General features: G+C 43.6%; 21 protein-coding genes. 4 read left to right on the forward strand and 17 right to left on the reverse strand.

Annotated features, from left to right (window positions below; translation table 11 throughout):
* Positions 1 to 43 precede the first annotated feature (43 nt).
* Entirely contained in the window at positions 44 to 559 is a 516-nt protein-coding gene (locus tag ACFS5N_RS00675; RefSeq protein WP_377181156.1) for a GNAT family N-acetyltransferase, read from the reverse strand.
* A 172-nt stretch (positions 560 to 731) separates the two neighbouring features.
* Between ACFS5N_RS00675 and ACFS5N_RS00680 the strand changes: the two genes are divergently transcribed.
* Together ACFS5N_RS00680 and ACFS5N_RS00685 are read left to right on the forward strand one after the other, a co-directional pair.
* Positions 732 to 1,913 (forward strand): asparagine synthetase B, encoded by a 1,182-nt coding sequence (locus ACFS5N_RS00680; RefSeq protein ID WP_377183876.1) that lies wholly within the window; start codon positions 732 to 734, stop codon positions 1,911 to 1,913.
* A 164-nt stretch (positions 1,914 to 2,077) separates the two neighbouring features.
* A complete protein-coding gene (locus ACFS5N_RS00685) occupies positions 2,078 to 3,337 on the forward strand; it encodes an asparagine synthetase B (RefSeq protein ID WP_377181158.1) in 1,260 nt (419 codons plus the stop codon).
* Positions 3,338 to 3,495: 158 nt separating this feature from the next.
* Here ACFS5N_RS00685 and ACFS5N_RS00690 read toward each other — a convergent pair whose 3' ends face one another.
* From ACFS5N_RS00690 to ACFS5N_RS00715, 6 genes are all read right to left on the reverse strand, one after another.
* The gene (locus ACFS5N_RS00690; protein WP_377181160.1) at positions 3,496 to 5,631 is read right to left on the reverse strand and encodes a putative porin; all 2,136 of its coding nucleotides are present in this window, start codon (positions 5,629 to 5,631) and stop codon (positions 3,496 to 3,498) included.
* Positions 5,624 to 6,445, reverse strand: coding sequence for a purine-nucleoside phosphorylase (locus ACFS5N_RS00695; RefSeq protein ID WP_377181162.1), 822 nt, complete (start codon positions 6,443 to 6,445; stop codon positions 5,624 to 5,626). The genes ACFS5N_RS00690 and ACFS5N_RS00695 overlap by 8 nt, the downstream gene beginning before the upstream one ends.
* Positions 6,408 to 7,472, reverse strand: a complete 1,065-nt coding sequence (gene lpxK / locus ACFS5N_RS00700; protein WP_377181164.1) for a tetraacyldisaccharide 4'-kinase — start codon at positions 7,470 to 7,472, stop codon at positions 6,408 to 6,410. Before lpxK ends, ACFS5N_RS00695 begins: the two co-directional genes overlap by 38 nt.
* A gap of 109 nt (positions 7,473 to 7,581) precedes the next feature.
* Positions 7,582 to 8,526, reverse strand: a complete 945-nt coding sequence (locus ACFS5N_RS00705; RefSeq protein ID WP_377181167.1) for an MBL fold metallo-hydrolase — start codon at positions 8,524 to 8,526, stop codon at positions 7,582 to 7,584.
* 9 nt (positions 8,527 to 8,535) lie between these two features.
* Positions 8,536 to 9,630, reverse strand: coding sequence for an AI-2E family transporter (locus ACFS5N_RS00710; protein WP_377181169.1), 1,095 nt, complete (start codon positions 9,628 to 9,630; stop codon positions 8,536 to 8,538).
* A 75-nt stretch (positions 9,631 to 9,705) separates the two neighbouring features.
* Complete coding sequence (locus ACFS5N_RS00715; protein WP_377181171.1) at positions 9,706 to 10,578, reverse strand: nucleoside phosphorylase; 873 nt, start codon at positions 10,576 to 10,578, stop codon at positions 9,706 to 9,708.
* A gap of 60 nt (positions 10,579 to 10,638) precedes the next feature.
* Between ACFS5N_RS00715 and ACFS5N_RS00720 the strand changes: the two genes are divergently transcribed.
* Positions 10,639 to 10,815 (forward strand): DUF6496 domain-containing protein, encoded by a 177-nt coding sequence (locus tag ACFS5N_RS00720; protein WP_377181173.1) that lies wholly within the window; start codon positions 10,639 to 10,641, stop codon positions 10,813 to 10,815.
* Between the two features lie 119 nt (positions 10,816 to 10,934).
* On the opposite strand, the gene ACFS5N_RS00725 is transcribed toward ACFS5N_RS00720, so the two are convergent.
* On the reverse strand, positions 10,935 to 11,912 hold the full coding sequence (locus tag ACFS5N_RS00725) for a Gfo/Idh/MocA family protein (protein ID WP_377181175.1): 978 nt from the start codon (positions 11,910 to 11,912) through the stop codon (positions 10,935 to 10,937).
* A 39-nt stretch (positions 11,913 to 11,951) separates the two neighbouring features.
* Positions 11,952 to 13,232: a bifunctional folylpolyglutamate synthase/dihydrofolate synthase gene (locus tag ACFS5N_RS00730; protein WP_377181177.1), complete on the reverse strand. Its 1,281-nt coding sequence runs from the start codon at positions 13,230 to 13,232 to the stop codon at positions 11,952 to 11,954.
* Between the two features lie 154 nt (positions 13,233 to 13,386).
* On the opposite strand from ACFS5N_RS00730, the gene ACFS5N_RS00735 reads away from it, so the two are divergent.
* Positions 13,387 to 13,749, forward strand: a complete 363-nt coding sequence (locus ACFS5N_RS00735; protein WP_377181179.1) for a response regulator — start codon at positions 13,387 to 13,389, stop codon at positions 13,747 to 13,749.
* Between the two features lie 66 nt (positions 13,750 to 13,815).
* On the opposite strand, the gene ACFS5N_RS00740 is transcribed toward ACFS5N_RS00735, so the two are convergent.
* The 8 genes from ACFS5N_RS00740 to ACFS5N_RS00775 all read right to left on the reverse strand — a co-directional run bounded on the left by ACFS5N_RS00740 (position 13,816) and on the right by ACFS5N_RS00775 (position 23,801).
* Entirely contained in the window at positions 13,816 to 14,346 is a 531-nt protein-coding gene (locus tag ACFS5N_RS00740) for a hypothetical protein (protein WP_377181181.1), read from the reverse strand.
* Positions 14,347 to 14,541: 195 nt separating this feature from the next.
* On the reverse strand, positions 14,542 to 15,357 hold the full coding sequence (locus ACFS5N_RS00745; RefSeq protein WP_377181184.1) for an energy transducer TonB: 816 nt from the start codon (positions 15,355 to 15,357) through the stop codon (positions 14,542 to 14,544).
* A gap of 99 nt (positions 15,358 to 15,456) precedes the next feature.
* Positions 15,457 to 15,858 (reverse strand): ExbD/TolR family protein, encoded by a 402-nt coding sequence (locus ACFS5N_RS00750; RefSeq protein ID WP_377181186.1) that lies wholly within the window; start codon positions 15,856 to 15,858, stop codon positions 15,457 to 15,459.
* Complete coding sequence (locus ACFS5N_RS00755; protein WP_377181188.1) at positions 15,858 to 16,562, reverse strand: MotA/TolQ/ExbB proton channel family protein; 705 nt, start codon at positions 16,560 to 16,562, stop codon at positions 15,858 to 15,860. Before ACFS5N_RS00755 ends, ACFS5N_RS00750 begins: the two co-directional genes overlap by 1 nt.
* Positions 16,563 to 16,572: 10 nt before the next feature.
* The gene (locus ACFS5N_RS00760) at positions 16,573 to 18,075 is read right to left on the reverse strand and encodes an HU domain-containing protein (RefSeq protein WP_377181190.1); all 1,503 of its coding nucleotides are present in this window, start codon (positions 18,073 to 18,075) and stop codon (positions 16,573 to 16,575) included.
* A 115-nt stretch (positions 18,076 to 18,190) separates the two neighbouring features.
* The gene (locus tag ACFS5N_RS00765; protein WP_377181192.1) at positions 18,191 to 20,083 is read right to left on the reverse strand and encodes a hypothetical protein; all 1,893 of its coding nucleotides are present in this window, start codon (positions 20,081 to 20,083) and stop codon (positions 18,191 to 18,193) included.
* A 13-nt stretch (positions 20,084 to 20,096) separates the two neighbouring features.
* Positions 20,097 to 23,213: a tetratricopeptide repeat protein gene (locus ACFS5N_RS00770; RefSeq protein WP_377181194.1), complete on the reverse strand. Its 3,117-nt coding sequence runs from the start codon at positions 23,211 to 23,213 to the stop codon at positions 20,097 to 20,099.
* 225 nt (positions 23,214 to 23,438) lie between these two features.
* A complete protein-coding gene (locus ACFS5N_RS00775; protein WP_377181196.1) occupies positions 23,439 to 23,801 on the reverse strand; it encodes a response regulator in 363 nt (120 codons plus the stop codon).
* Positions 23,802 to 23,858 lie beyond the last annotated feature (57 nt).

Consider the following 23,858-nt stretch of genomic DNA (forward strand, 5'->3'; position numbering starts at 1 on the left):
AAAAGGTTAAAGCCTTCGTGGTTAGCGCAATGATACAGATTTATCACTTGGCTATCTTGAACCATTTATGGGGTATGCCACGATGACCAAAATCTTCAACGTATTGTAAGCCAATTTTCTGTAACACGTTGGCCGAGGCCGTATTTTCTACTGCGCACATCCCATATATAGTGTTTGCCTGCAAAACATCAAAACCATATTGCAAAGCCGGTCTGGCCGACTCTGTTGCATAGCCTTTACCCCAAAATCTGCTGATAAGGCGATAGCCGATGTCGTAAAAATTAATGTGATTATTTATGGGTTCGGTAATGAGTTTCAGTCCGCTCCAACCTATAAACTGGTTCGTTTCTTTTTCAATGACCGCCCAGCGGGCAATGCCATAGTCGTGGTATTGCTGCAAAATATAGTCAATTACCTCGCGGGCCTGATCAATTGACGTAAAAGGTTTTTGATGCAGATATTTTGAGACAAGGGGATCTGAATCCAGTTCAAACATTCCCAGGGCATCGGCCGGAGTTAATTGCCGCAAAATGAGTCGTTCGGTTTCGATGGGCAGCATAATGTTAATCTTCCATATTAAACATAATAATAAATAGCGGGCCGTTGTTAAACATAACACCTTACATAATTATTCGTTAAATTTGGATATGAACCACCGCACCAAATATCTTTTAGCTTTCGCCTTTATGCTTTTAGCTTTAACAACAAGCGCGGCGTCATTGCTTATGCCTATGGACGAGGCGCAAAAGAATCACCTCAAAGCCTACGGTATTGCCTTTTGGGTGCTTAAAAATGGGGGTGAGGTCGACTGGTTGCTTAATTATCGCGGCGGGAGCTTTATGGCGCAGTATGACAAAAAACTGGAGGATGAATGCAAAATACGTGGTGTAAGCTATGAAGTGTTGGCCGATGCCAAGGTGAGCGAAATATTGACGCAGATTAACGATCCGTCGGTAAATATGGATCTGGTTAAATTGCAGAAAGCGCCACGTATTGCAGTCTATTCGCCAAAAAATAAGTTACCCTGGGACGATGCGGTTACCCTGGTTCTTAAATATGCTGAAATTCCTTTTGACCTGGTCTACGACGAAGAAGTGCTGCGCGGCGATCTGCCTAAATACGATTGGCTGCACATGCATCATGAAGATTTTACCGGTCAGTACAGTAAGTTTTATGCCGGCTACTCAAGTGCACAATGGTATATAGACGATAAAAAGGCGCAGGAAGATATGGCCGCTAAGCTGGGCTTTAAAAAAGTATCTAAAATGAAATTGGCGGTAGCACAGCATATTCGCGACTTTACGGCCGGTGGGGGCTTCCTGTTTGCAATGTGCTCGGGCACCGAAACTTTTGATGTCGCGTTAGCAGCTGCCAATACAGATATTTGTGAGGCGATGTTTGACGGCGATGGCGCAGATCCTGCGGCCCAAAGTAAGCTTGATTTTTCGCAGACCTTCGCTTTTCAGAACTTTAACCTGGATATGAGTCCGTTTTCGCACCGTTTCAGCGATATTGATGTGACCAGCACGCGCCAGGTAGTACGTACCGAAGACTTTTTTACGCTGTTTGACTTTTCGGCTAAATGGGACGTCGTGCCCAGTATGCTTACGCAAGATCACGATAAAGTGATTAAAGGCTTTATGGGCCTTACCACAGCCTTCAATAAAAATACGATTAAACCTGGTGTCACCGTAATGGGCGAAATGAAGACGGCTAACGAGGCGCGCTATATACACGGCGAGTACGGCAAGGGGCAGTGGACCTTTTACGGCGGTCATGACCCTGAAGACTATCAGCACGCGGTAAGCGACCCGCCTACCGACCTGAACCTGCATCCAAACTCACCCGGTTACCGGTTGATATTGAATAATGTGTTGTTTCCGGCTGCTAAGAAAAAGAAGCAGAAAACTTAACTGCCTTCCCCCTGAAGGGTGGGAAATAATAGAGTTTGTCATTTCGACCAACGGGAGAAATCTATACATGCGCAAAGCAGTCGAAAGCCAACTCGTGTATAGATTTCTCGCTATGGCTCGAAATGACAACGGAATAAGTTAAAATGAAGTATCTAAGGTATCTTATGGCTTCTACTATGCTGCTTTGCTCAATGGGGCTAAGTGCGGCATCCATATTAATACCGATGGACGAAACGCAGAAAGATCACCTGAAATCGTACGGCATAGCTTTTTGGGTGTTAAAGAATGGGCAGGAGGTTGATTGGCTGCTCAACTACCGCGGCGGCAGCTTCCTTGCCAAATACGACACCAAAACCGAGAGCGAGTGTAAAATACGCGGAGTAACCTATGAGGTTATTGCCGATGACAAAGTGGCGCAGATTACTACCGAGATTAATGACCCATCTGTAAATATGGATATCGTAAAGCTGGAGAAAGCCCCGCGCATGGCGGTATACTCGCCAAAAGAGGGCGTAAAGCCACAGGATGATGCCGTGATCCTGGTGCTGAAATATGCCGAGATACCTTTTGATTTAGTGTATGATGAAGAAGTATTGCGCGGCGACCTGAATAAATACGACTGGCTGCATCTGCATCACGAAGATTTTACAGGTCAGTACAGCAAAGAGGGTAACAGGGGCCGTAACGTCGACAAGTTTTTGGCGACTAAAGCCATCCAGGAAGCTACGGCCAAAAAGTTTGGCTTTAAAAAGGTTTCTAAAATGAAACTTGCCGTAGCGCAATCTATCCGTGAGTTTTGTGCTAACGGTGGGTTTTTACTGGCGATGTGCTCTGGCGCCGACAGTTTTGATATCGCGCTGGCGGCTGCTAAAACCGATATTGTAGATGAGGTTTACGACGGTGACGGCCCCGACCCGCAGGCCCAGTCGAAACTCGATTTTAGCCAAACGCTCGCTTTTCAAAATTTTAATGTTGTGACCAGCGCATATTCATTTGGCCGTTCAGGCGGTAGGTTTAGCGATATTGACGTAAGCAACACGCGCCATATTTACCAGGAGGACGATTTCTTTACGCTGTTTGATTTTTCGGCCAAATGGGATGTGGTACCCAGTATGCTTACACAGAACCACGACAAGGTAATTAAAGGTTTTATGGGCTTAGCTACGGCTTTTAACAAGTCAAAAATAAAATCGACGGTTACTATTATGGGCGAAATGAAAAGCGCTAACGAGGCCCGCTACATTCACGGGGAACTGGGCAAGGGGCAATGGACCTTTTACGGTGGCCATGATCCTGAAAATTATCAATACAATCCTAATGAACCGCCAACCGATCTGAGTTTGCACCCCAATTCCCCGGGGTACAGGTTGATCTTGAATAACGTGCTGTTTCCGGCAGCTAAGAAAAAGAAGTTGAAGACTTAACCCCCCGGCCCCCCTAAAGGGGGAGGAATAGCGAGTAATCTAAAAACAAAAATGTCATTCGACTATCGGGAGAAATCTATACACGCGCATATGAACGGGTGTATAGATTTCTCGTTATCACTCGAAATGACACTGATCTTTATTAAGGAGCGCGGAGGCTACTGGAAGAAAAACCAGCTCACTCCAAACTTCAAAGCAGCTTGCTGCTGCGGGTAACGGTTCACGGTGTAATAACCTTTGCTAAACAGTCCCTGGTTGGCATAATCATAAGCCACAAACAGGTTAGTTTGCTTGATGGTACCTTTTAGGAATACTTTGCCGACTGGGTAAGACGAAAACGTCACATCCGGTCCGTTATAAAACTGACCCAGGCCCACTGCGTACGATGGTGCTATATAAGGCGTATTGAAACGCACATCAATCCCGCCCGAAATATGTAATACATCAAACAAAAAAGCATTATAATATAAAGTGCTGTAGGTATAAACTTCGGGCACGCGTAAGGTCGACTGGTAGTCGGTTTTTTCGTAAACTACATAATTATCAAAATGCAGCTTTCGCCAGCTCAGGTTTTTGCCCAAACTTACTTTCAGCAAGTTAATCGGATTCCCAATTTGCACCGGATGCGCATCGACGCCCCCCGGTTGAGCCTGATAATAAATATAGTCTGATATCAGGAAGTATTCGGCCTTCAGGTCTAGTTGCAAGGCATCGTTGATGTAATTGAATGATAAACTGGTAGTTTTTGTATTGGAAAACGAATTATGGAAAATATAATGATTGGATATCCAACTGGTAGCCATTAGCGGCGGAGAGCTGTTTTGCAGATAGCCGTCCAGTATAATACGTCCCGCTTTTTTACCGCCCGATACGTATAATTTTGCATCGTATAAAAAGTCGCCAAAGTCGCGGCCCACGGCTATTTGCTGTACATTGCCTTCTAAGTTCAGCCGGTCGCTAAAACGATAGCTTAGTTTGCCGTGCAGGGTGATATCCTGAAAGGTATTATCCTGTTTTTTATCAGGCTTACGCGATTTGTAACCAAATTGGTCAACAATGGTGTCTGTTACAAATTGATTGTAGCTATAAAGGTCGTGCGTTAAACCCAGGTCGAGTTTTAATTCGTTTTTAACAGCCGCTTTCTTTTTGCCGCGCAGATAAAAACTATAGCCAAAATCATTTTGAATATGATGAACGGTCAGCGAGTCGCGCGAGCGGTTCGAGCTGAAATAATAGTCAGGGAAAACGTGATAAGTATCCTGGTCGTTTTGCAAAAACTCATATTTGCTTACATCATAGTGCAAGGTGTAATTAACCCGCTGGGTAGGCAATATATTGGCAGAGTTTTTTTGTATGGTAGTGTCAATACGGCCTATGTAATAGGTTTGCTTAATGTATAAACTGGTGTTTTTCCAGTTTTCGTAAGTGTTGGGCAAACGTACCGGTTCGGTGGTTCTGTCAAATGTTCCTTTCTGGCCAAATATATCTTCGTTCAAAATAGAACCTGTTTCCGGCGATTTAAGGGTGTTTACGATAACGTTCGCCAGTAAATTATATCGCTTGTTTTTAGACTCATACCAGTTAAACAAAGCTACATTGATGTTGCTGACGTTTTGCCCCAGCACATGGTTGCTGGCATAAAAGTTTCGGGAACCCACAAACCCAAGGTTAAAACCCATGTTCCAGTTAGGCTTAATGTTTTGGGTGTGCAGCGCATTAAATACCTGCTCGGGCGAGCCGGCGGTAAAAAGCCTCAGCACGGTATACGGCACCCGTGCATTGTAATACTGTATGTCCTGAGGTTTTAAGAGCCAGGTATCCAGGGCGTGCAGCCCCGCATCAAAGCCAATAGTTTTTGACGGTTCAAATAATAAACTGCGGGTAGCCAGACCTTCAGTACTGCCTAAGCTTATTTTGGGCGAGCGTGGCTGAAACAGCAGGCTGTAGTTCTCTAAATTGGTATACGTGGTATCAATTGGAAATAACTGCGTGCTATCTCTCAAAAATGCCTCATTAGTTACTTTAATGAACTTGCTGGTAAAAATAACCGAGTCGCGGGCGTTTTGCTCGCGTTTACGCAGCGTATCAATCATTTCGTCGCCGGTTAACGGTTTGCGGTTACGGCTGGTATCGTTAGGGTTATTATACCCGGGCTGATTTGGGTATCTGCCAGGAGGATAGTTGGGGTTATAGCCCGGATTGTTCGGATTTGTACGCAAAGGGTTTTGCGCCAAAGCAAATTGCGCCCCAAAACAAATCAGTACGAATAGTATGTATTTAAACTTATCAGCCATTTAAACCGGCAATCAATTCTTTAAGTATCAGTGTTAGTTTTGGCTCTGCGGCGGTAGCTACTGCTATAATTTCCTCTACAGATACCGGTTTCAGCGTGTCAGGAAAACCTTCGTCGGTTAATACCGAAATGGCAAATACAGGCAGGCCCATGTGGTTGGCAACAATTACTTCGGGCACGGTACTCATACCTACAGCATCGCCACCTATTATACGCAGGTAACGGTACTCAGCCCGGGTTTCCAGGTTTGGGCCTGTTACTGCAACATACACACCTTTATGGCAGGTAATGTTATTTTTTTGTGCGATGTTAATTGCCTTGTCAATCAGGTTATGTTTGTAAGGCTCGCTCATATCCGGAAAGCGCGGGCCCAGTTCTTCGTCATTACGACCAATGAGCGGATTATGCGGCTGCAGGTTTATGTGATCTTCGATCACCATCAAATCACCCTTTTTAAAGTCGGGATTCAATGCGCCGCTGGCGTTTGATACCAGTAAAGTTTTAATGCCCAGCATTTTCATTACACGCACAGGGAAAGTAATTTGCTGCATATTGTAACCTTCATAATAATGCAGACGCCCCTGCATAGCTACAACTTTTGCACCTCCGAGCGTACCAAATATCAATTTACCCGAATGAAACTCTAAAGTAGAAATCGGAAAATCAGGTATGTTACTGTACATTAGCTGCTTCTCAACCTGTATTTCGCTAACCAAACCGCCGAGCCCGGTGCCCAGTATAATGCCTACTTCGGGTTGGAAATCGCCAATGCGGCTTTTAATATATTGGGTTGTACTTTCTATGTTTCCTGACATATTCTAAAATCAATTGATCAAAATCTGCTTGCTGATCATCTAAAAAATTAATGCTTATCGGCAGTACCAATATTGGCAGTTTATTTACAACTAATGCAAGCTCTTGTTCACCTAAACGCTGTGCATCTTTTTCTGTTGTGATGATCAGTTTTTTTTGTGCTTTGCATGCAGCAAATTCATCAGCAAGTTTAGCGATATTTTTTTTGCTAAAGCGATGATGATCGGGATAATTATGCTGTTTAACGTGTAAAGTTTGTTTTTTAATATAGTTAAGCAGCGGATTAGGGTTGGCAATTCCTGTCAATAAAAAAACTGTGGTGTCTTGGTCAATCATTAAATTGGCTTCATTGCCATCCAAATGGTGCAGGCCTATATAATTTATGGAGCTAAAAAATACCTGCTGATAAGGCAGGGGCGCCATGTCGTTAACGATACGATTACGATCGTCGGCCGAAAGGCCAACCGGACACTTACTGACCACAATGATATCTGCGCGCCAGCGGCCGCTAAACGGCTCACGATAATCGCCCGCGGGGAGCACCAGGTGTGGATTGTTTAAGCCATTATAGTCGAATAATAAAATACTCAGCCCCGGTTTTACCGCGCGGTGCTGGTAAGCATCGTCCAGAATGACAAGGTCGTGATCGTTTTGTAATTGCTCAATTCCGTCCACGCGTTTTTCGCAAACGGCGACCGTAATATCCGGAAATTTGTGTTTGAACTGCGCAGGTTCGTCGCCAATCTGGTCTGCTGTCGCATTGGTATCAGCTAACAAAAAACCTTTGGTGCTACGGCCATAACCGCGGCTTAAAGTAGCAACCTTATTGTCTTTTTTTAACAGACGAACCAGGTATTCGGTCATCGGGCTTTTGCCAGCTCCGCCGATGGTTAAGTTGCCTACCGTGATGACAGGCAGGCTAAATATGCGGCTTTTCAGTACACCAGCGTCGAAGCACCAGTTGCGTATTGTCACAATCAATCCGTAAATCAATGAGAAAGGAAGCAGGAGCAGCCGCAGAAATTTCATACAGTGGGTAAAGATAGGAAATATTGCGGTTGTTGATTTAGCCTATGCAATGCTGGTAACTTTGCAAATGAGATGCTGATCCGTCGGCTGACGGACGGCATGATGGGGACTAAAATACCAACTCTTTCCCTTGCACCGGGTAAATCACATTCAGGCCTAATGTATTTTCAGTCTTTAACTGCTGTTTTATTTTGACGATGTTAGTGTAAGGCGGTTTCAGATGCACTACTACCAGATTCAGTCCTATTAAAGCGTCATTGCCGGTTAATTTACCTAGCTCTTTAAATTCAGTCATCAGCCATTTCGGTGTAAAGTGGCCAAACAGTGTTTTGTCTGGCTGCTCATCAGGAAATGACACCTCCATCATGATGGCTTTAAGTCGGTGTGTTTTAACCAGTGGCGTAATAACTTCCCAAAGCTTGTGCAGTTTATTGCTTTTCTCGATAGCATCGGGGCCTACATCGCCCAGGTACAAAATATAACTGTTATTACTTTTAACAAGGAAGGCAGTACTGGTTAGGTTTGAATGGCTTAGCGGGTAGGCTGTTACCTGCATTGCGGTATTAGCTGCATTCACCTCAACGCCGGGCTGCATAACCTGGTAGCTGTATTTTTTTAAGGCGGGTGCTTCGCCTTCGTTGGCGAAGTTGGCCCAGCTTGTCCAACTGAAGTAGTGAGTTTTTAACGTATTGATGCAATCGGCAAAGGCATAAATATTCTTGGCGGTGTCGTCGGGCGAATTAATGATAAGCCCCGACACATGGTCAAGATGTGAATGCGATATAAAGTAATCCTTGATATATCGTTTTAAAACCTGGCCGGCAGAGATATTAAATACTTTATTTTTTATGGCTTGCTCAATGCCGTAATGTAGTGTACCCGCATCCATGCAGATAAAATTATTGCTGCCAACGGGAGCTATCATATAAGCCGACATATTGCTTTCATCAATACCACCCAAAACACCAAGCGGCACTACTTTAAATGATTTTGGCGCCTGTGCAAATGCAGTAACACAAAACAATAAAGAGGCTATAAAACATTTAAGACGCATAACAATAGTTTACCGGGTTTTCATTTTTTTCTCGGCCGATTTCTTGAACTCGTAATCGCCGCCTAATAAATAGCCCCAGGGCTTGGTGCTTTCAATGCGGTCAAAAATGATTTTAAAAATGGCCATGACAGGTATTGACAAAAACATGCCAGATAAGCCCCACATCATTTCGCCCAGAATAATACCCAGGAAGGTAATCAGTGCGTTCAATCGCACTTTTGAGCCCACAACGGTTGGCAATAAAACGTTGGCATCCACCGCGTGAATCGCTATTACGCTTATAGCTACCCATACAGCATTGCTAACTGGCCCGGTTGCAAAAGTTATCAGTACGCTTAGCAGTAAAGCGGTAAAAATGCCCAGGTAAGGGATAATGTTAAATAAGCCGACAATGATACCCAGTAAAGCAGCGTATTTAATGCCGATGAGTAAAAATACCGTGCAGGCTACTGTTGCCACGATAATCATCTCCAATAGTAAACCCAGAATATACTGCCTTAAAATAGCCTGAATGTTTTCAACAATATCGTGTACAATAGGTTCATTGGTTTTGCCAAAAGCCTGCAAAATAAAGCTGAATAGCAACTTGCGATAAAACAGGATAAAAAATGTAAAGATCATGATGAATACATAGAACAACATGAGCGACGATACTGCGCCAAAGGTTGTACTCACCACCTCGCTTCCGCGTGACAGAATTTTATGCTCCGTGTTGCTGAGGAATATTTTTTGTTTAGTGACGTCGTAATGAAAGGTGCTCTGCACCCAGTCGTATAAGTCATTAACAGATTGTGCTATCTGTTTTTGCAGCATAGGCCAGTCGTCGGTCAGTTTGGTGATCTGTGAACCTACCAGGTACAACACGCCGGCAATAAAGCTTACCAATAAAATGATAGATAAAAATGACGATACGCTACGCGGAGCTTTTAACTTTCGCTCGAAAAAGCCCGAAACCGGCGACAGTAAAATGGCGAACAAAAAGCCGAACATTAATGGATCAAGCACATCTTTACCTTGTATCACCAGAAAACCCAGCGCCAGCAGGCCAATTAAAATCAGCGATAATCTTTCGTAAAAAGGAGCCGGTGTATTTCTTGTTATCATGCCGTAGATAGAAAATTTTTACAGGTAACGTCAGCGTTCCTTTTATGTTTTGAAGATAAGCAATTAGCATTGGGTTTAACGTAACACGTACAACTTTTCAAGAATATGCCTGATATAATAATCCATAATGGTGCCCGGTTGCTTGCTGAAAACCTGTGTAGCGCGGTTAGCCAGTATAATATTGCAGGATACCGCCTGGTGGCCCAACGCAGCCGCCAGCCCATAAATGCCGGCCGTTTCCATTTCAAGGTTAGTAATGCGCTGCCCGTTAAAATTAAATTGTTGAACCGCCTTCATCAGGTTCGGTACCGCAGCTACGGCGCGTACCTGCCGTCCCTGGGGCGAATAAAAGCCAGGTGCGGTGATAGTAATACCCTGTCGCTCGTTATCACTCAACGCAGCCAACAGGGCTTGACCAGCGGATGCGATATATGGCGATAAATTAGTGTCGGGCAAGGCCTGTTTGAAAGCATCTAACAAGGCTTGTTCATTTTTACCCGAGTTTTGCAGATAATAGTGCATCAGCGGATCTAAACCTATAGCTGCCGATGATAGTAATAAGGTATCAATTTCAATATCTTTTTGTACCGCTCCCGATGTGCCTATACGGATAATGTTGAGGCTGCGCAAATGGGGGTTTACCGTACGCGTTTTCAAATCAATGTTCACCAGTGCATCCAGCTCGTTAAAAACTATGTCAATATTATCTGTACCGATGCCAGTTGATAGTACGGTTATGCGTTTACCACTGATGGTGCCGGTATGGGTGATAAACTCGCGTTTTCCTTTTTTTAATTCGATGTAGTCAAAGTATTTACTCACCTCGGCCACGCGGTCGGGATCGCCTACAGTAATCACGGTATCGGCCACGTCACCGGGCATCAAATTAAGATGATAGACACTGCCGTCGGCGTTAAGGATAAGATCTGTTTCTGCAATAGGAGTCATGTTTGTAAAGTTGGCAAATATTTTGCATCAGTTTAATATCATTTACTTAAAAACAATATCATGGCAAAGTATTCAGAAAAAGCCGGCGAAAAAGTAGAGAAAACCATGCACGAAATGCATGAAGGCAAGCTAAAAAGCGGCAGCGGTAAAAAGGTAACCAGTAAAAAACAAGCCATCGCTATCGGGCTGTCAGAAGCCCGGAAAGAGGGGGCAAAGGTGCCGAAGAAGAAAAGTTAATTGAAGATGCTTTGTGACCCTGTCATTTCGAGCGATAGCGAGAAATCTATACACGCGCAATTCAAAGCGTAAATACAGATGTATAGATTTCTCACTCCGTTCGAAATGACAATTTTGTTTTATAAGGTCTGGCTAAACGCATCCATCACTTTCATCAACACCACAGCTTCGTTAATTGAGCATGGGTTTTCTCCTTCAGCTTTAAAATAGTTCACTACTTTTTCAATCATTGGTTGCTGCACATGCTCAAGCGGAGGGAAGTGAACCAACTTTTCGTCCGAGCCGATCTTCACGGTAACATCGTGCCCAAACACCGGGAAGCTAATGCTACCCTTAGTGCCGACTATATGACACTGGTCTATCTTTTCGTCAATAGATACGTTGAAGCTCCAGCTACCGTTTACTACCACTTTATTGTTGAAAATAAGCTGTCCGCTCACCTGGTCATCGCAGCCATAATAACCAGATTGGTTGAGCGCGCGGCCATTATAATACTCGGGCTCTCCAAAAAAGTAAAGCATTAAATCCAACTGGTGTGGCGACAGGTCATGGAAATACCCCCCGCCTGACAAGGCCGGATCAATGCGCCAGTTATCTGGCGTTTGGGTAATAAGCTGCGGGCGCAGGCTTTGCCACATTTTTATTTGCGCCATGCGCACGTCGCCAATGGCGCCGGTATCCAGTAAATGTTTTACATATAAAAACATGGGCTGCGCACGGCGATAATGTGCTATGGCCACTCTGCCCTCGCTTTGTGTGGCCGCTTCAGCAATGGTTGAGGCTTCTTTAGCATTCAGGGTAACCGGTTTTTCTATGTACACGTTTTTTCCGGCTTTTAAAGCAGCCAGTGCATAGCCAATATGCGAAGAAGGCGGTGTAGCGATGTAGATGGAATTAATCTCCGGGTCATCTATCAATTGTTGCCCATCGGTATACCATTTAGGTACGTTGTGCCGCCTGGTGTAATCTGCAGCTTTTTCAGCATTGCGGCGCATCACGGCTATTAGTTTACTATCCGGAACTTTATTAAAGGCAGGGCCGCTTTTTTTCTCGGTCACGTCGCCGCAGCCGATAATGCCCCAGGTAATCTGGCTCATGCAGTTGGTTTTAGGGTGAAGATATAAATAACAGCCGATTTAAATAGCCTCTGCCACTACAAAAGTGCTGCCGCCAACAAATATCAGGTCGTTGGTCTGTGCGGCGCTCTGTGCGGCTTTTAGCGCTGTTTTTACCGATGGATAAGCATTGCCAGCCAAACCAAAGTCGGCCGCGTTTTGCTGTAGTATTTCAGCATCCAGCCCGCGTGGCATATCCGGCTTGCAGAAATAATAGACGGCATCTGCAGGAAGCATTGAAAGCACTTTTGCGCCGTCTTTATCATTCACCATGCCTATCACAAAATGGAGCTGCCGGTACTTAATATTAGCTATATTTTTCAGTACCTCGGCAATACCATCAGGGTTATGCCCGGTATCGCAAATGGTCAGGGGCGATGTGTTCAGGGTTTCCCAACGGCCATGTAAACCTGTTAGTGTTTTAACCTGGCGCAAAGCAGTTTTGATATGATCGTCGGTAATGTTAAAACCTTGCTTTCGTAGCTCGTTTACCGCGGCCAAAACCATTTTAACATTTTTAAGCTGATAACTGCCGGTCAGGTCTAATTCAAGGTTTAACGTATCATTGTTTGATATCAGTTCAATTTCTTTTAAATTATTATCGCCTCCGGCAACCGCGGTTTCATAAATATCTGAGGCAAAAATTATTGGTGCATGCTCTTCCCGTGCTTTGCTGGTAAATACCTCTGCAACTTCGTCCTGCCGTTCGCCGATAACTACCGGTATGTGTGGTTTGATGATACCGGCTTTTTCGCCGGCTATTTTTGGTAAGGTATCACCCAGTAAATTCATATGGTCCCAGCCTATGTTGGTAATTACTGATAGCAGGGGTGTAATGATATTGGTGGAATCCAGTCGCCCGCCCAAACCGGTTTCAATAACGGCGATATCTACCCGTTCTTTCGCAAAATAATCAAAAGCCAGTGCAACCGTCATCTCAAAAAAAGAGGGTTGTATTGTTTCGAAATCATGCTGATGACCGGCCACGAAATCTATTACCGCCTGCTCATTGATCATCGCTCCGTTAATTCTGATACGCTCCCTGAAATCTTTAAGATGCGGCGATGTATATAAACCGGTTTTGTAACCCGCTGTTTGCAGTATAGCAGCCAGCATGTGCGAGGTTGAGCCTTTTCCGTTGGTACCGGCTATGTGTATGCTTTTAAACCGGTTCTGCGGATTATCCAGCAGTTGGCAAAGCCATATGGTGTTATCCAGATTAGCTTTGAAAGCCGATACCCCCACGCGGGTAAACATGGGCAATTGTGCGTATAAATAATCAAGTGTTTCCTGGTAGTTCATTGCAAAGGCAAAGGTATGTAGAAGAGTCAAGAGACAAGAGTCAAGAGTCAAGATTTTTTGTGATGCTGTTAACTGCCTCCTGGCTCTTGTTTCTTTCCTCCTGATTCTAAACTGGTATAACAATTGCAATATGCTTGACCTATTGGCATTTACTATGAAAAGAAAAGTACTAATTGTTGAAGACGAGCCTGTTATAGGCGAAATGATGAGCATTTTATTAGAGGTAGGCGGCTATAAAGTGATTAGTTTGGCAGACACCCAATCGGCCAGACGCCGTTTGCACGAAAAAGAAGTAGGTTTGGTTTTACTTGACCTGGCCCTTAAGGGCGAAAACGGTCAGGCCATGTGTACCTATATTAAAAACGATGAACGTTTAAAACATCTTCCAGTAATTCTGGTATCGGCCAATAGCGACCTTGAAACGATAACCCGCGACTGCGGCGCCGACGATCATATAGCCAAACCTTTCGACCTGGAGCATTTTATGGATAAGGTGAAAACGCATTGTCTGGAATAGCATATACCATAAACTAAAAAAGCTCCTGCGACGATCGGGAGCTTTTTTAGTTGGATTATAACCGTTTTACTTTTTTGCAGCTGGTTTTAAGGTACGGCGTTTATCATCTACATAAACAATTTTGCCATTTTTCAATAAGTTATCATCCTGATATTCGGCCGAATCAACTTTGCCATTTTTATAGGTGTCAATTTGCTTATACCACACACATACCCAGTCTTCATTTTTGTCGTTAAGGTGTAAGTTCAAATGAACGGCTACTTCAATTTTTGAGCTTGCCAGGCTGTCGCGATATTTTTGCGAAATTAAAGTAAGGCTGTCGCGTTTCATTTTAATCGAGGTGCCGTTCCAGAAGTCCATAGCAACGGTATCTGCAAAATAAGCCGGAGCGTTGGCTAGTTTATTATCTTCCCAGTCTTTTAGCGATTGTAGTACCGCGCGCACATTTTTAGTGCTGTCGCTGAATTTGATGTCATTGGAATAGACAGCTTTGTAAGGCATGGCTGCAGTGTCTGTTTTAGCAGCAGTTGTAGAGGCAGCATTTTTGCACGATACCATTATGGCTACCGCAGCAAATAGATACAGGATTTTTTTCATTGCAATTGTGTTTTAGTTTAATAGTTAAGGGTTGTCGATTAAATAAAACTACAATAAGTTATTGAAATACAGGTGTTTAAATAAAAAATAACTTCGGTGAAATAAGTTGTCCTGTTAGGTAAGAGATATTAACTACAACAGTTGGTTAAGTTATTGACAGTTAAGTAATTATTGATTTAAGAGTTGTCGGGAAGCTTACTTCACCCGGAATACAAACACTACTGTGCCAATCTGCGGATCAGGTGCTGAGTCAAGCGGATTCAGATGAGCGTTCCTAACGGCATCTTCACAGCGTTGCAACAAACCCGAATCAGTTATGGTGGTGCCGCGTGCGCCGGCTTTAGCATAAACCACGTTGCCATTTTTATCTACACGGATATCTACAATTACTTTCCCGGTGTGTCTGCCATCGTCACTTACCGCTGGCCGGTTGGTGAAATTACGCTGCGACATCATTAAGCCGCCGCCATTGCCTGAGCCGGTACCGTTGTAATTATTGGTAAGCGTGCTGCCGGTGGTTTTACCCTGGTTGCCCGGTGTATTGGTTGTACCGTCGCCTTCGCCTGTACCGGTATTGGTTTTACCTTTATATAACGCGTTTTGGTTTATGGTAGGCTTGGCCGGCGCTTTGGTTGGCGTGGTAGCTACGGTGTTACTTGGCTTTTTGGTGTTAGCTGCAACTTCGGGCGCGTCTTCGGTATTTTGGGTTACCACGTTTTTGTCGCTGGCTTCAACTTTTTGTTTTTCTTCGGTTGGTGGGGCAGGAGTAACCTTGTCAGGCTTACTGTGGTTTGCCTTTTCAGCCATTGATGGTTCTTCAGTGTTCATGTAATCACTGCCCATACCCTCATCTGTGGTACCATAATTTACCAGTATACCACCGGTACCATCTTGCTCTTTAGGCGGGTTAGTGAAGACAATAAAATAGCACAAAGCCATCACAGCAGCCAATATTACAGCCGTACATGCCAATGCCTTTGGATAATTATTTTCTTCTTGTTGGTAATTCATTTCATTTGCGCTTTGCGCGTCATTTGGTCATTGTCGCTTCGCTGTCATTTGTCATTTGCTCTAATGACGCGAAGCAAATGACTTGATGACCCAATGACTTTATCCCTTCGGTTCCGTCGCCAACACTAGTTTAATGTTCAGTTTCTGGGCTATGTCCATTACCTGCACTACGTCTTGTATGGCTACTGTTTTATCTACATAAAGTACTATGGTCAGCTCTGTTGCTAATGATTTATAGCCGGTCAGCGTGTTATTCAGATCGGTAACAGCAACTTCTTTTTTGTCGACGTAATACTTTAAATCTTTAGTGATGGAAACCGTAATTGTTTTTTTGGATACTGATTGCCCGCTTGATGATTTGGGCAGCATCAGCTTAATCACGTTGGGGTTGGTAACCGTCGACGCAATAAGGAAAAACAGAAGCAGGAAGAACATGATATCGTTCATTGCCGATGTATGCACCTCGGCCGATGCCCCGCGTGTTCTCTTTCTTAAATTCATTATTTGCTTGGCTCCTCTAACAGGTCAATAAATTCAATGGCGTCGGTTTCCAGTTTAAGGATCACTTTGTCAACCATCATATTTAATACATGGTAGCAAACATAAGCTACGATACCGACAAACAGACCTGCTGCTGATGTTACCATTTTTACATACAAACCGCCTGAGATTACGCCCATGCTGATGTTATCAGTTTTTGAAATGTCGTAAAAGATCTTGATTACACCTGCAATGGTACCCAGGAAACCAAACATAGGCGCAATACCGGCTACAATGCCCAAAATGCCGATGTTCTTTTCCAGTTTTGATACTTCCAGCTTACCGATGTTTTCGATAGCGCCTTCAATATCTTTTATTGGCCTGCCAATACGTAACAAACCCTTTTGCAGCATACGGCCCAGCGGCGAGTTGCTGTTGCGGCATATCGCGATAGCCGACTCAAGGTTGCCTGTTAATATACTGCTTCGTACCTGTTGCATCAGGTTGCTTTCGTCTTTTGATGCTTTGCGAATGGTAAAATATCGTTCAAAAAATATAACCAAACCTAATATCGCCAAAATCCCGATCGGGACCATCACCCAGCCACCTTTTAATAAGAGGTCGCCAAAACGTAATTCTTGATCAGGAACGGCTGCCAGCTGTTGCGCGGCATGATTAGCGGTATCTGCTAGTTTGTTAATGGTGTCTGTTACTGCTGCTTGCATTAATTGTAATTTATTTTTGTGGTATTATCTCAAACCCGTAGGCGTTACCTCCCGGAACATGACCGGCTTCAATCTCTTTAAACGCCAGATCTGTTGCTTCTTGTTTGGTAGTAAAGTGTCCTATAGAAATATGTATCAAGGTACCGGGCGCATCTGTTACCACACGCGGGTCGAGGCCATATTTTCTCATTCTTTTAATAGCTGTATTTGCCTCGGCAATGCTACCGGTTGTAAACGCATAAACCTCAAAACGGCGTGTACCCACAGCGTCTGACGGTTTAGCAATAAGCGATGTGTTAGTCACCGGCGCATTTGCAACTGTCGTTTTACTTTTTGTCACGGCCGTTGGTTTAGTAACGGCAGGAGTTGTGGTTTGTTGTGAAACAATGTTTTGTTTATTAACAACCTCTTTCTTTTTAGTGGTAGAGGGAGCCGGCACAACAGTTGGATTAACCGGATTTTTTGACACCACAATTTCTTTTTTGGTTATGTGGGTACCCGGGTCGACCGGTGTTACGGATAATATTCTTGACTTGGGTTTAATATCCTGCGTAACCGGTGTTGTTGAAATGACTTTTATGCTCCTGGCATTGGCCTGCACAGTATCTTTCTTAATAGCGGCTGTTTGGCTTAATTGCGCAGCTCCGGGTTTGATAGTATCGGTTTTTACCTCGTTGGTATCTGTTCTTAAAGTGTCGCTGCTTAACGTATCTGCAATTTTAACGGCCGGTTTGGGCTTTACAGGCAAAACAACCGGTTGCTTACGTTTCCAAAATGCTATCCGGGCAAAGGTATCAGGCTGATAGCGGTATAAAGCAAATATACCCAGGCCTATAATAACAATACCCATAAGCACAAACATTACTAAACGCAAAGGGCCGCTAAATGACGATGTAGTATGCTCTTCTTCCGGATCGAAAAACTCAGGAGCATCCTCATTTTCTGATGATGTTTCGTACGAAGGAATGTTTACCGGTTCTTCGTCAACTGGCGGCAACTGTACAAATTCCTGGCTTAAATCTTCATTAACTGCCGGTGTTGGCGGCACCGTACGTGGCGGAAAGTCTAGTTTAACCGCTGGTCGCTCTTCAACAGCCCTGGCATCGTTAATTTTACTAAGGCTCACGGGTTCAAATCCGTAAAAAATAGTATCATCAATAATTTTAGCCGCCGGTTTGAAGCTTAGCTGGGCCAACTCGGTATAAAACCAGCCAAGATTGCCAATTGGCACCTCGGTAATTAACGCCTGTTGTTTAAGATTAGTGATATACTTCTCGGCAAAATACCGTGCCGACGCTACAGAGATATTCTTTTTAACCGCGATATATTCCGCCAGCGCGTCGTCATCGATCGACTGCGGATCAAACTGCGCCTGGTGGTAGGGTGGATAAAATTTGCGTTCATTTTCATCGTAGTAACCACTAACGCGTGCCTGCACAAAGTAGCCCAATCCGGGTACACTTACTTCGCCCTGCTGCATCAGCAATTCGCCTAAATAAAAGCCTACATCCATTTCCTAAAAGTAACGGTTAATTAGTGAACTTCAAATATAAGTCTTAAGTCGGTAAGGCAAAGTTTTAAAACAGCAAAACTGAAATTTGCACTCTGCGGCTTTACAACGTCAGACTTTAGAAGCTATAACTTGCGCCGCCAAATATATTAAATCCGTAATCAGGATAATATAACCAGGTTTGATTTGTTGAATTTAAAATATTATTTACTCTGCCAAATATTGATATCTGTTTGGTGGCGCGGTATTCAACACTACCACTCAGGTCAATAAACTGACTGATTTCAGTAGTTACTACCGGGCCCGGCAATGTTGTACCATATGTTGCTGCAAACGCAGCTGCATTTGGCCTGTCGTTAGCCAAACCTCTAACCAGTAATGAGCCTGTTATTTTCACCTTGTCGTTAATATTCACTGCGGTACCGGCGGTTAGTTTAAATTTGGGCAGGTTCCACGGCTGTTCTTCAGATGCCATTTTGTAGCTCTTAAATTCCACACGGCCAAAAAGATTTATATCGCCCGATACTTTGTAATCCAGTTCACCGTCAAAGCCGCTTACAGTTGCTGTGCCGTTGTCATAGATCACAGCAAAGCGATTTTGGCCTTTGGCAAAATTAAAGTTACTTACAAACAGCGGCATGTCTTTAACAGTGTTGCGATAGATGATTGCTTTAAAGCCAAGACCCGGAGCGAGCGTGCCTTTTAAACCGGCGCTCAGGTCTAGTTTATCAACAGAGTTTTTGATGGTCAAATTCTGCCCCAGGAATGGGTTATAATTGTAAAAATCGCTTAGCGACGATTTGTTTACATCGCCTTTAGCCTCAACAAACAACCGTACATATTTGGGTATTACCTGATACTCTAACTTGGCGGCAGGGAATAGCGAGAAACGTCCGGCGAAGCCGAATTCATCAACGATATTGATACCCGCGTCAATTTTATAGTTATCGCCCTGAAACTTGATATAAGGGTTTAAACGAACGATGCTATTATTGTATGAATACAAAGAATCTTTTTGGGTACTCAGATCAAGCGATGCGCTTAGGCCGGTATAAAACTGGTTAATGGTTTGGTTTAAGAAGCCCGATAGTACCAGGTTATTTTCACGAGCCTTAAAACGATCACCAAATACGTAGCCCTTTAATTTTAAAGCATAGGTAAAATCGTTTTCTACATCTTTATAGTTCTTGGCTATCTCGCCTTCTGCGCTTAAGGTGTTAAAATATTGGTGTGCAATATCCAGGGTTGCAGGCGGATTGTCCTTATCATAACCATAAAAATAGTTGCCCTTATTCACAAAGTCAATACGGCCCGATAAGGTATTGGTTTCACCGATGTTTTTACCATAAACGCCAATTTCTTCTTTATTACTTTTTTGATTGGCATATGAGCTGCTGCTTTGTGCCAGATGCCTGAAATAACCACCAACCTGCATTGCCATATCCTGGCCATTGCCGAAATAGCCTTCAGCAAAGGTTGTTTTGAGGTTGCCTATGCCAACACGTACAATATTATTGTAAGGTACGGTATCAACAATAGGCGGCATTTTCATAGCATCCAGTTGTTTAATTTCAGAGTTCTGCTCCAGGCGTTTGTCTAATGGGGTATAACTAAGCGGAGCTTTATATGGGCTTTTATCGGTCAAATCAGGATTGCGACGTATCTTTACGGCGTCCGCCAGCAAAGGTTTGTAAGCCGATGTGATCACGATCTCTTCAGACAAGCTGCCACCATTTTGTCCGTTGGCGCCGTTAGCTCCACCGCCGTTTTTTGTAGTATCAATTGCGGCCTTGGTTGCAGACGCCTGGTCACCTAATGATTTGGTGTCTGCTTGTTTTTTTGTGGCAGCAGATTTTGTGGCCGCTTTTGAAGCCGGCTTGGTAGAGGTAGTTTTTTTAGCTGTTGTTTTTGTAGCGGTTTTCTTGGCCTTCGTACTTTTTTGCGCGCTAACCGGAACAAAGTATAATACCATGATCAAAGTAAACAGCGTGTAGGTGTATTTCAGTTTCATGTGCTTGTTCTCTTTATCCTTTATTAACCGGTTTATTAGTAGTTGTATCTGGTTTGCTCTGCGTCGAGTCGGGCTGAGCAATATTGTTTTCAAGAGGTTTTTTTGGTGGCGATATTTTGTCGAGCGCGGCTTGTGCGGTTGGCAGTATGTCGTCATCGCCCTTATAGTTGTCCAGTACTGACTGTAGCGTTGCTGTAGCCTGGAACTTGTCTTTCAAGGCTACATAATCATCGGCCAATAAAATAAATGTTTTAGCTACCCAATAATCATAATTAGGCATTTCTTTAGCCAGATCAAGACAGGTTTTTTGCGATGTTTTATACTGGCGTTTCAGGTATTGAACGCGGGCTATATTATACTTGGCCTCGGCTGCCGCAATTGTTTTGGTGTTTGCTACGGTGTAATCAAACTCGTTCACTGCTGCAGTGGTGTCGCCTTTTTGCAGGTAAGCCAAACCGGCATACAAACCTGTGCGGAATTTGTCCTCTTGCGATGATTTTTCATTCTGGCGAATTAATTTCACATAATTCAAGGCATCATCGGCAGCGTGCATCTGTGCGTAACACAACAACAGATTGTTAATAGCGAAGGTGTAATCGGCTTTATATTCTGAGTTAACTTCCAGCTTTTTCAGAAACACTACGGCGTCGTTATATTTCTTTTTGCCGATGTATAGCTTAGCCATTGCTATCAGTGATTGCTCGGTCGAACTGCTGGTCCAGTCGTTCAGGATCACGTTATAATCTACAATCGCTTCATCGTCACGTTTCAGATTAACCAAAGCCTGGGCGCGGATAAAACGCGATTGTTTTTCGTAAATAGGCTTGGTAGGGAACTTATCAAAATAAGCGCCCACAGCAGATACCACACCTTGCCAGTTACCCTGTAAATAAAGGTTATTGGCAGCGGTATACATAATGCTTTCCTGCTCAGATGTGGTATAGTTACCAATAGGTGTGGTTTGCGCGTAAGCAATAAAGGTTTGGGCATCGCCTTTATCAGTGTATATTTTCTCGATCTGTTTTAAGGCCTGTTTAGCTTCATCTGTTGATGCATAATCTTTAATAACCTGCTTGAATGATTCAACCGCCAGGTCGTCATTGCCGGCGTTGTAATCAATTAAACCAACGGTAACCAAAGCACGCGGAATGTAACTGCTGTTAGGATATTTCTGCATCATTTGCTGAAGCAGGGTTTTGGCAGTTGGGCCATCGTTTTTTATAAAATAGGTATAAGCTATCTCAAAATCAGCATCATCAGCATAATCAGAGTTAGGGAAGGTATTTAACAAGTCTTTTAAGGTAGATATCTTGCTGTCAGGAGCGCCTTGTAAGCCCTGAATCATCCCGCGCTGAAACAAGGCATAATCTTCGCCTTTGATATGTCCGTCAATAATGCGGTTGTAATACTCCAGCGCTTTCTCGTAGCTTTTCAGCACAAAGAAGCTATCACCGATACGGGTAATGGCATCGTTAACTGTGTTACGGTCCTTTTCCTCTCCATCAATAAAACGCTGGAAGTAAGTGGCCGCCGTACGGTATTTCTCACCATAAAACGCTGCATACCCCAACGCGTAATTAGCATAGTTATAAAGGTTGGTTTGTTTGGCTTCAGGTAAATCCAAAAAGTCCTGAAATGTCTGTACAGACTCAGTGTATTTGCGTACCTCATACATGGCCTCGGCCATCCAATAGGTAGTTAAAGCTTTAATATAAGGGTCAACCGGATCTTTGAGCGAGCGCAGGAAAATACCGATAGCGTTTTCAAAAGCGCGCTCATTATAAAACTCTAAGCCGCGATAGTAAGCAACTTTTTGATAGGCTATTTTAGCGCTAGGGCTTTTATTGGCTATAGGCTCCAGAATGTCAACAGCTTCTTTATACGCGTGCGAATTCAGCAGCTCTTCGCCTAATAACACTTTCATTTCAGTGATACGCGGCGAGCGCGGATAGTTTTTCAGGTAAGTGCGGGTAGCCTCTAAAGCCTGGCTATTGAAGTCAAGCTCGTATGAGAGTTTGGCATATTGATACAAAGCGTCTTCCTGCAGTTGTTTATCAAAGCTTAGTTTTGAAGCGTTCAGAAAAGCGTTACGTGCACTTTGCTTGTTATTCATCTTCAGGAAAACCTCGCCCAGGGTATAGCTACCGCTTTGGCTGTAGGTATCCTGTTGCTCAATCAGCTTTTCCAGCTCACTTGCCGATTTAGCATAGTTACCCACCTTGTAATAGGCATAACCCATTTGGTAGCTATCCTGCGTGTTTTGCGTACGGCCCTGGTCGCGGGCCTCAAAGCGGTCATAGTATTTTACCGCATTATCATAATCAACCTTAGCAAAGTACGAAGCAGCAATTATGCGCAGCATCTCTGTCTCATTTTGCTGTTTGGTGTTGTTAACGATAGGCACCGCGTAGCTTAGTACATCATTATAACGTTTATCCAAAAAGTAAACCGCGGTGATATAATACGGATAGCTGGTTTCGTATTTTTTTGAGTTTTTAAGTTTTTCAAAGTTTACCAATGCTACATGGTAGTCTTTATTCAAATAGGCTATGTAAGCAAAATAATAAATAGCATCGTCAGTATAAGGCGAGCGGTAATCTTTTATCTCGCTAAACTGTAGCTGCGCGTTCTTAAAATCGCCTAAAGAAAAATAAGCGTAGCCTTTGCGGAATTTATACTCAGTATACTCGCCGCCGCTAAGCTGGCCTGCGGTGATCTTATCGAACCATAACATGGCGGTTTTATAGTCGCCTTTTTTTGAATAAAAACGGCCGATCTGAAAAATAGCCAGTTTAGCCAGCGGATTTTCGGGATGGTCATGTATAAATTTCAGGAACAGTGGCTCGGCATCGTCGTTTTGTAACTCAAGGGCACAAAGTGCCACGTAGTATTGAGAATTTTCTTTAAGCAGGGTTAACTCACTTTCAAACTGCGGCTGGTTGCTGGTTTTTAGTCTTGAATCCATCACCAGGTGATATTGCTGTGCAGCAGCCACATACATACCTTTCTCCAGCAAATCGCCGGCGGCCTGATAAACGCGGTTAATTTGGAAAGACGGGCTTTGCTGGGCCTGTGCGTTAAATGCAAATAATATGGAAAAGAGCAGTATCCGGTAGCTGATTTTTATCATAATGGGTAAAAATAGTTGCGCTAAATTAGTCAAACACAAAAAAGCAATTCACATTAGTAATTAACAATTTGTGGAAAACATCATTTTAACGCACTAATAAATGCCGACGTATAAGTGTGGAAAAATATTTAGCCTGTTTAACAGGATATGGTTGGGAATGTTTAAAACTTTACGTGTTTTTCGTAAAATAAAAAGTCCGGGCTTGGGGCCTCGGACGTTGGTATTTTACGCTACCAACTGACGTTCAACACTATTCAACAATATGTCTATGTCAAATGGCTTAGCTATGAAATCGTCCGGGTTGCCATTTTTGTGGAAGTTGCCGTGAACAGTATGGCTTGCCGATAGCAAAATAACCGGAATATCTCGTGTGTCGCGGTGAGATTTAAGCTCAGAACACAATTTTCTGCCGTCGAAATTGCCCAGCATAATATCCAATATGATCAAATCCGGGTGGTATTGCTTTATTGTTTCAAACAAGTGCCGGCCATCGGCTAAAGTTTCCACCTCATAACCCTTGTATTCAAGTATCAATTGCAGGATCTCTAAAATATCCTTATCATCATCAATCGCTAATATCCGCTGCATCTTCTAAAATTTTAAGCACCTAAACAAAAAAGGTATAGGAGTTTGTTAATAATTAAC

Source organism: Mucilaginibacter ximonensis (assembly GCF_042686265.1).
Taxonomy (GTDB): Bacteria; Bacteroidota; Bacteroidia; order Sphingobacteriales; family Sphingobacteriaceae; genus Mucilaginibacter; species Mucilaginibacter ximonensis.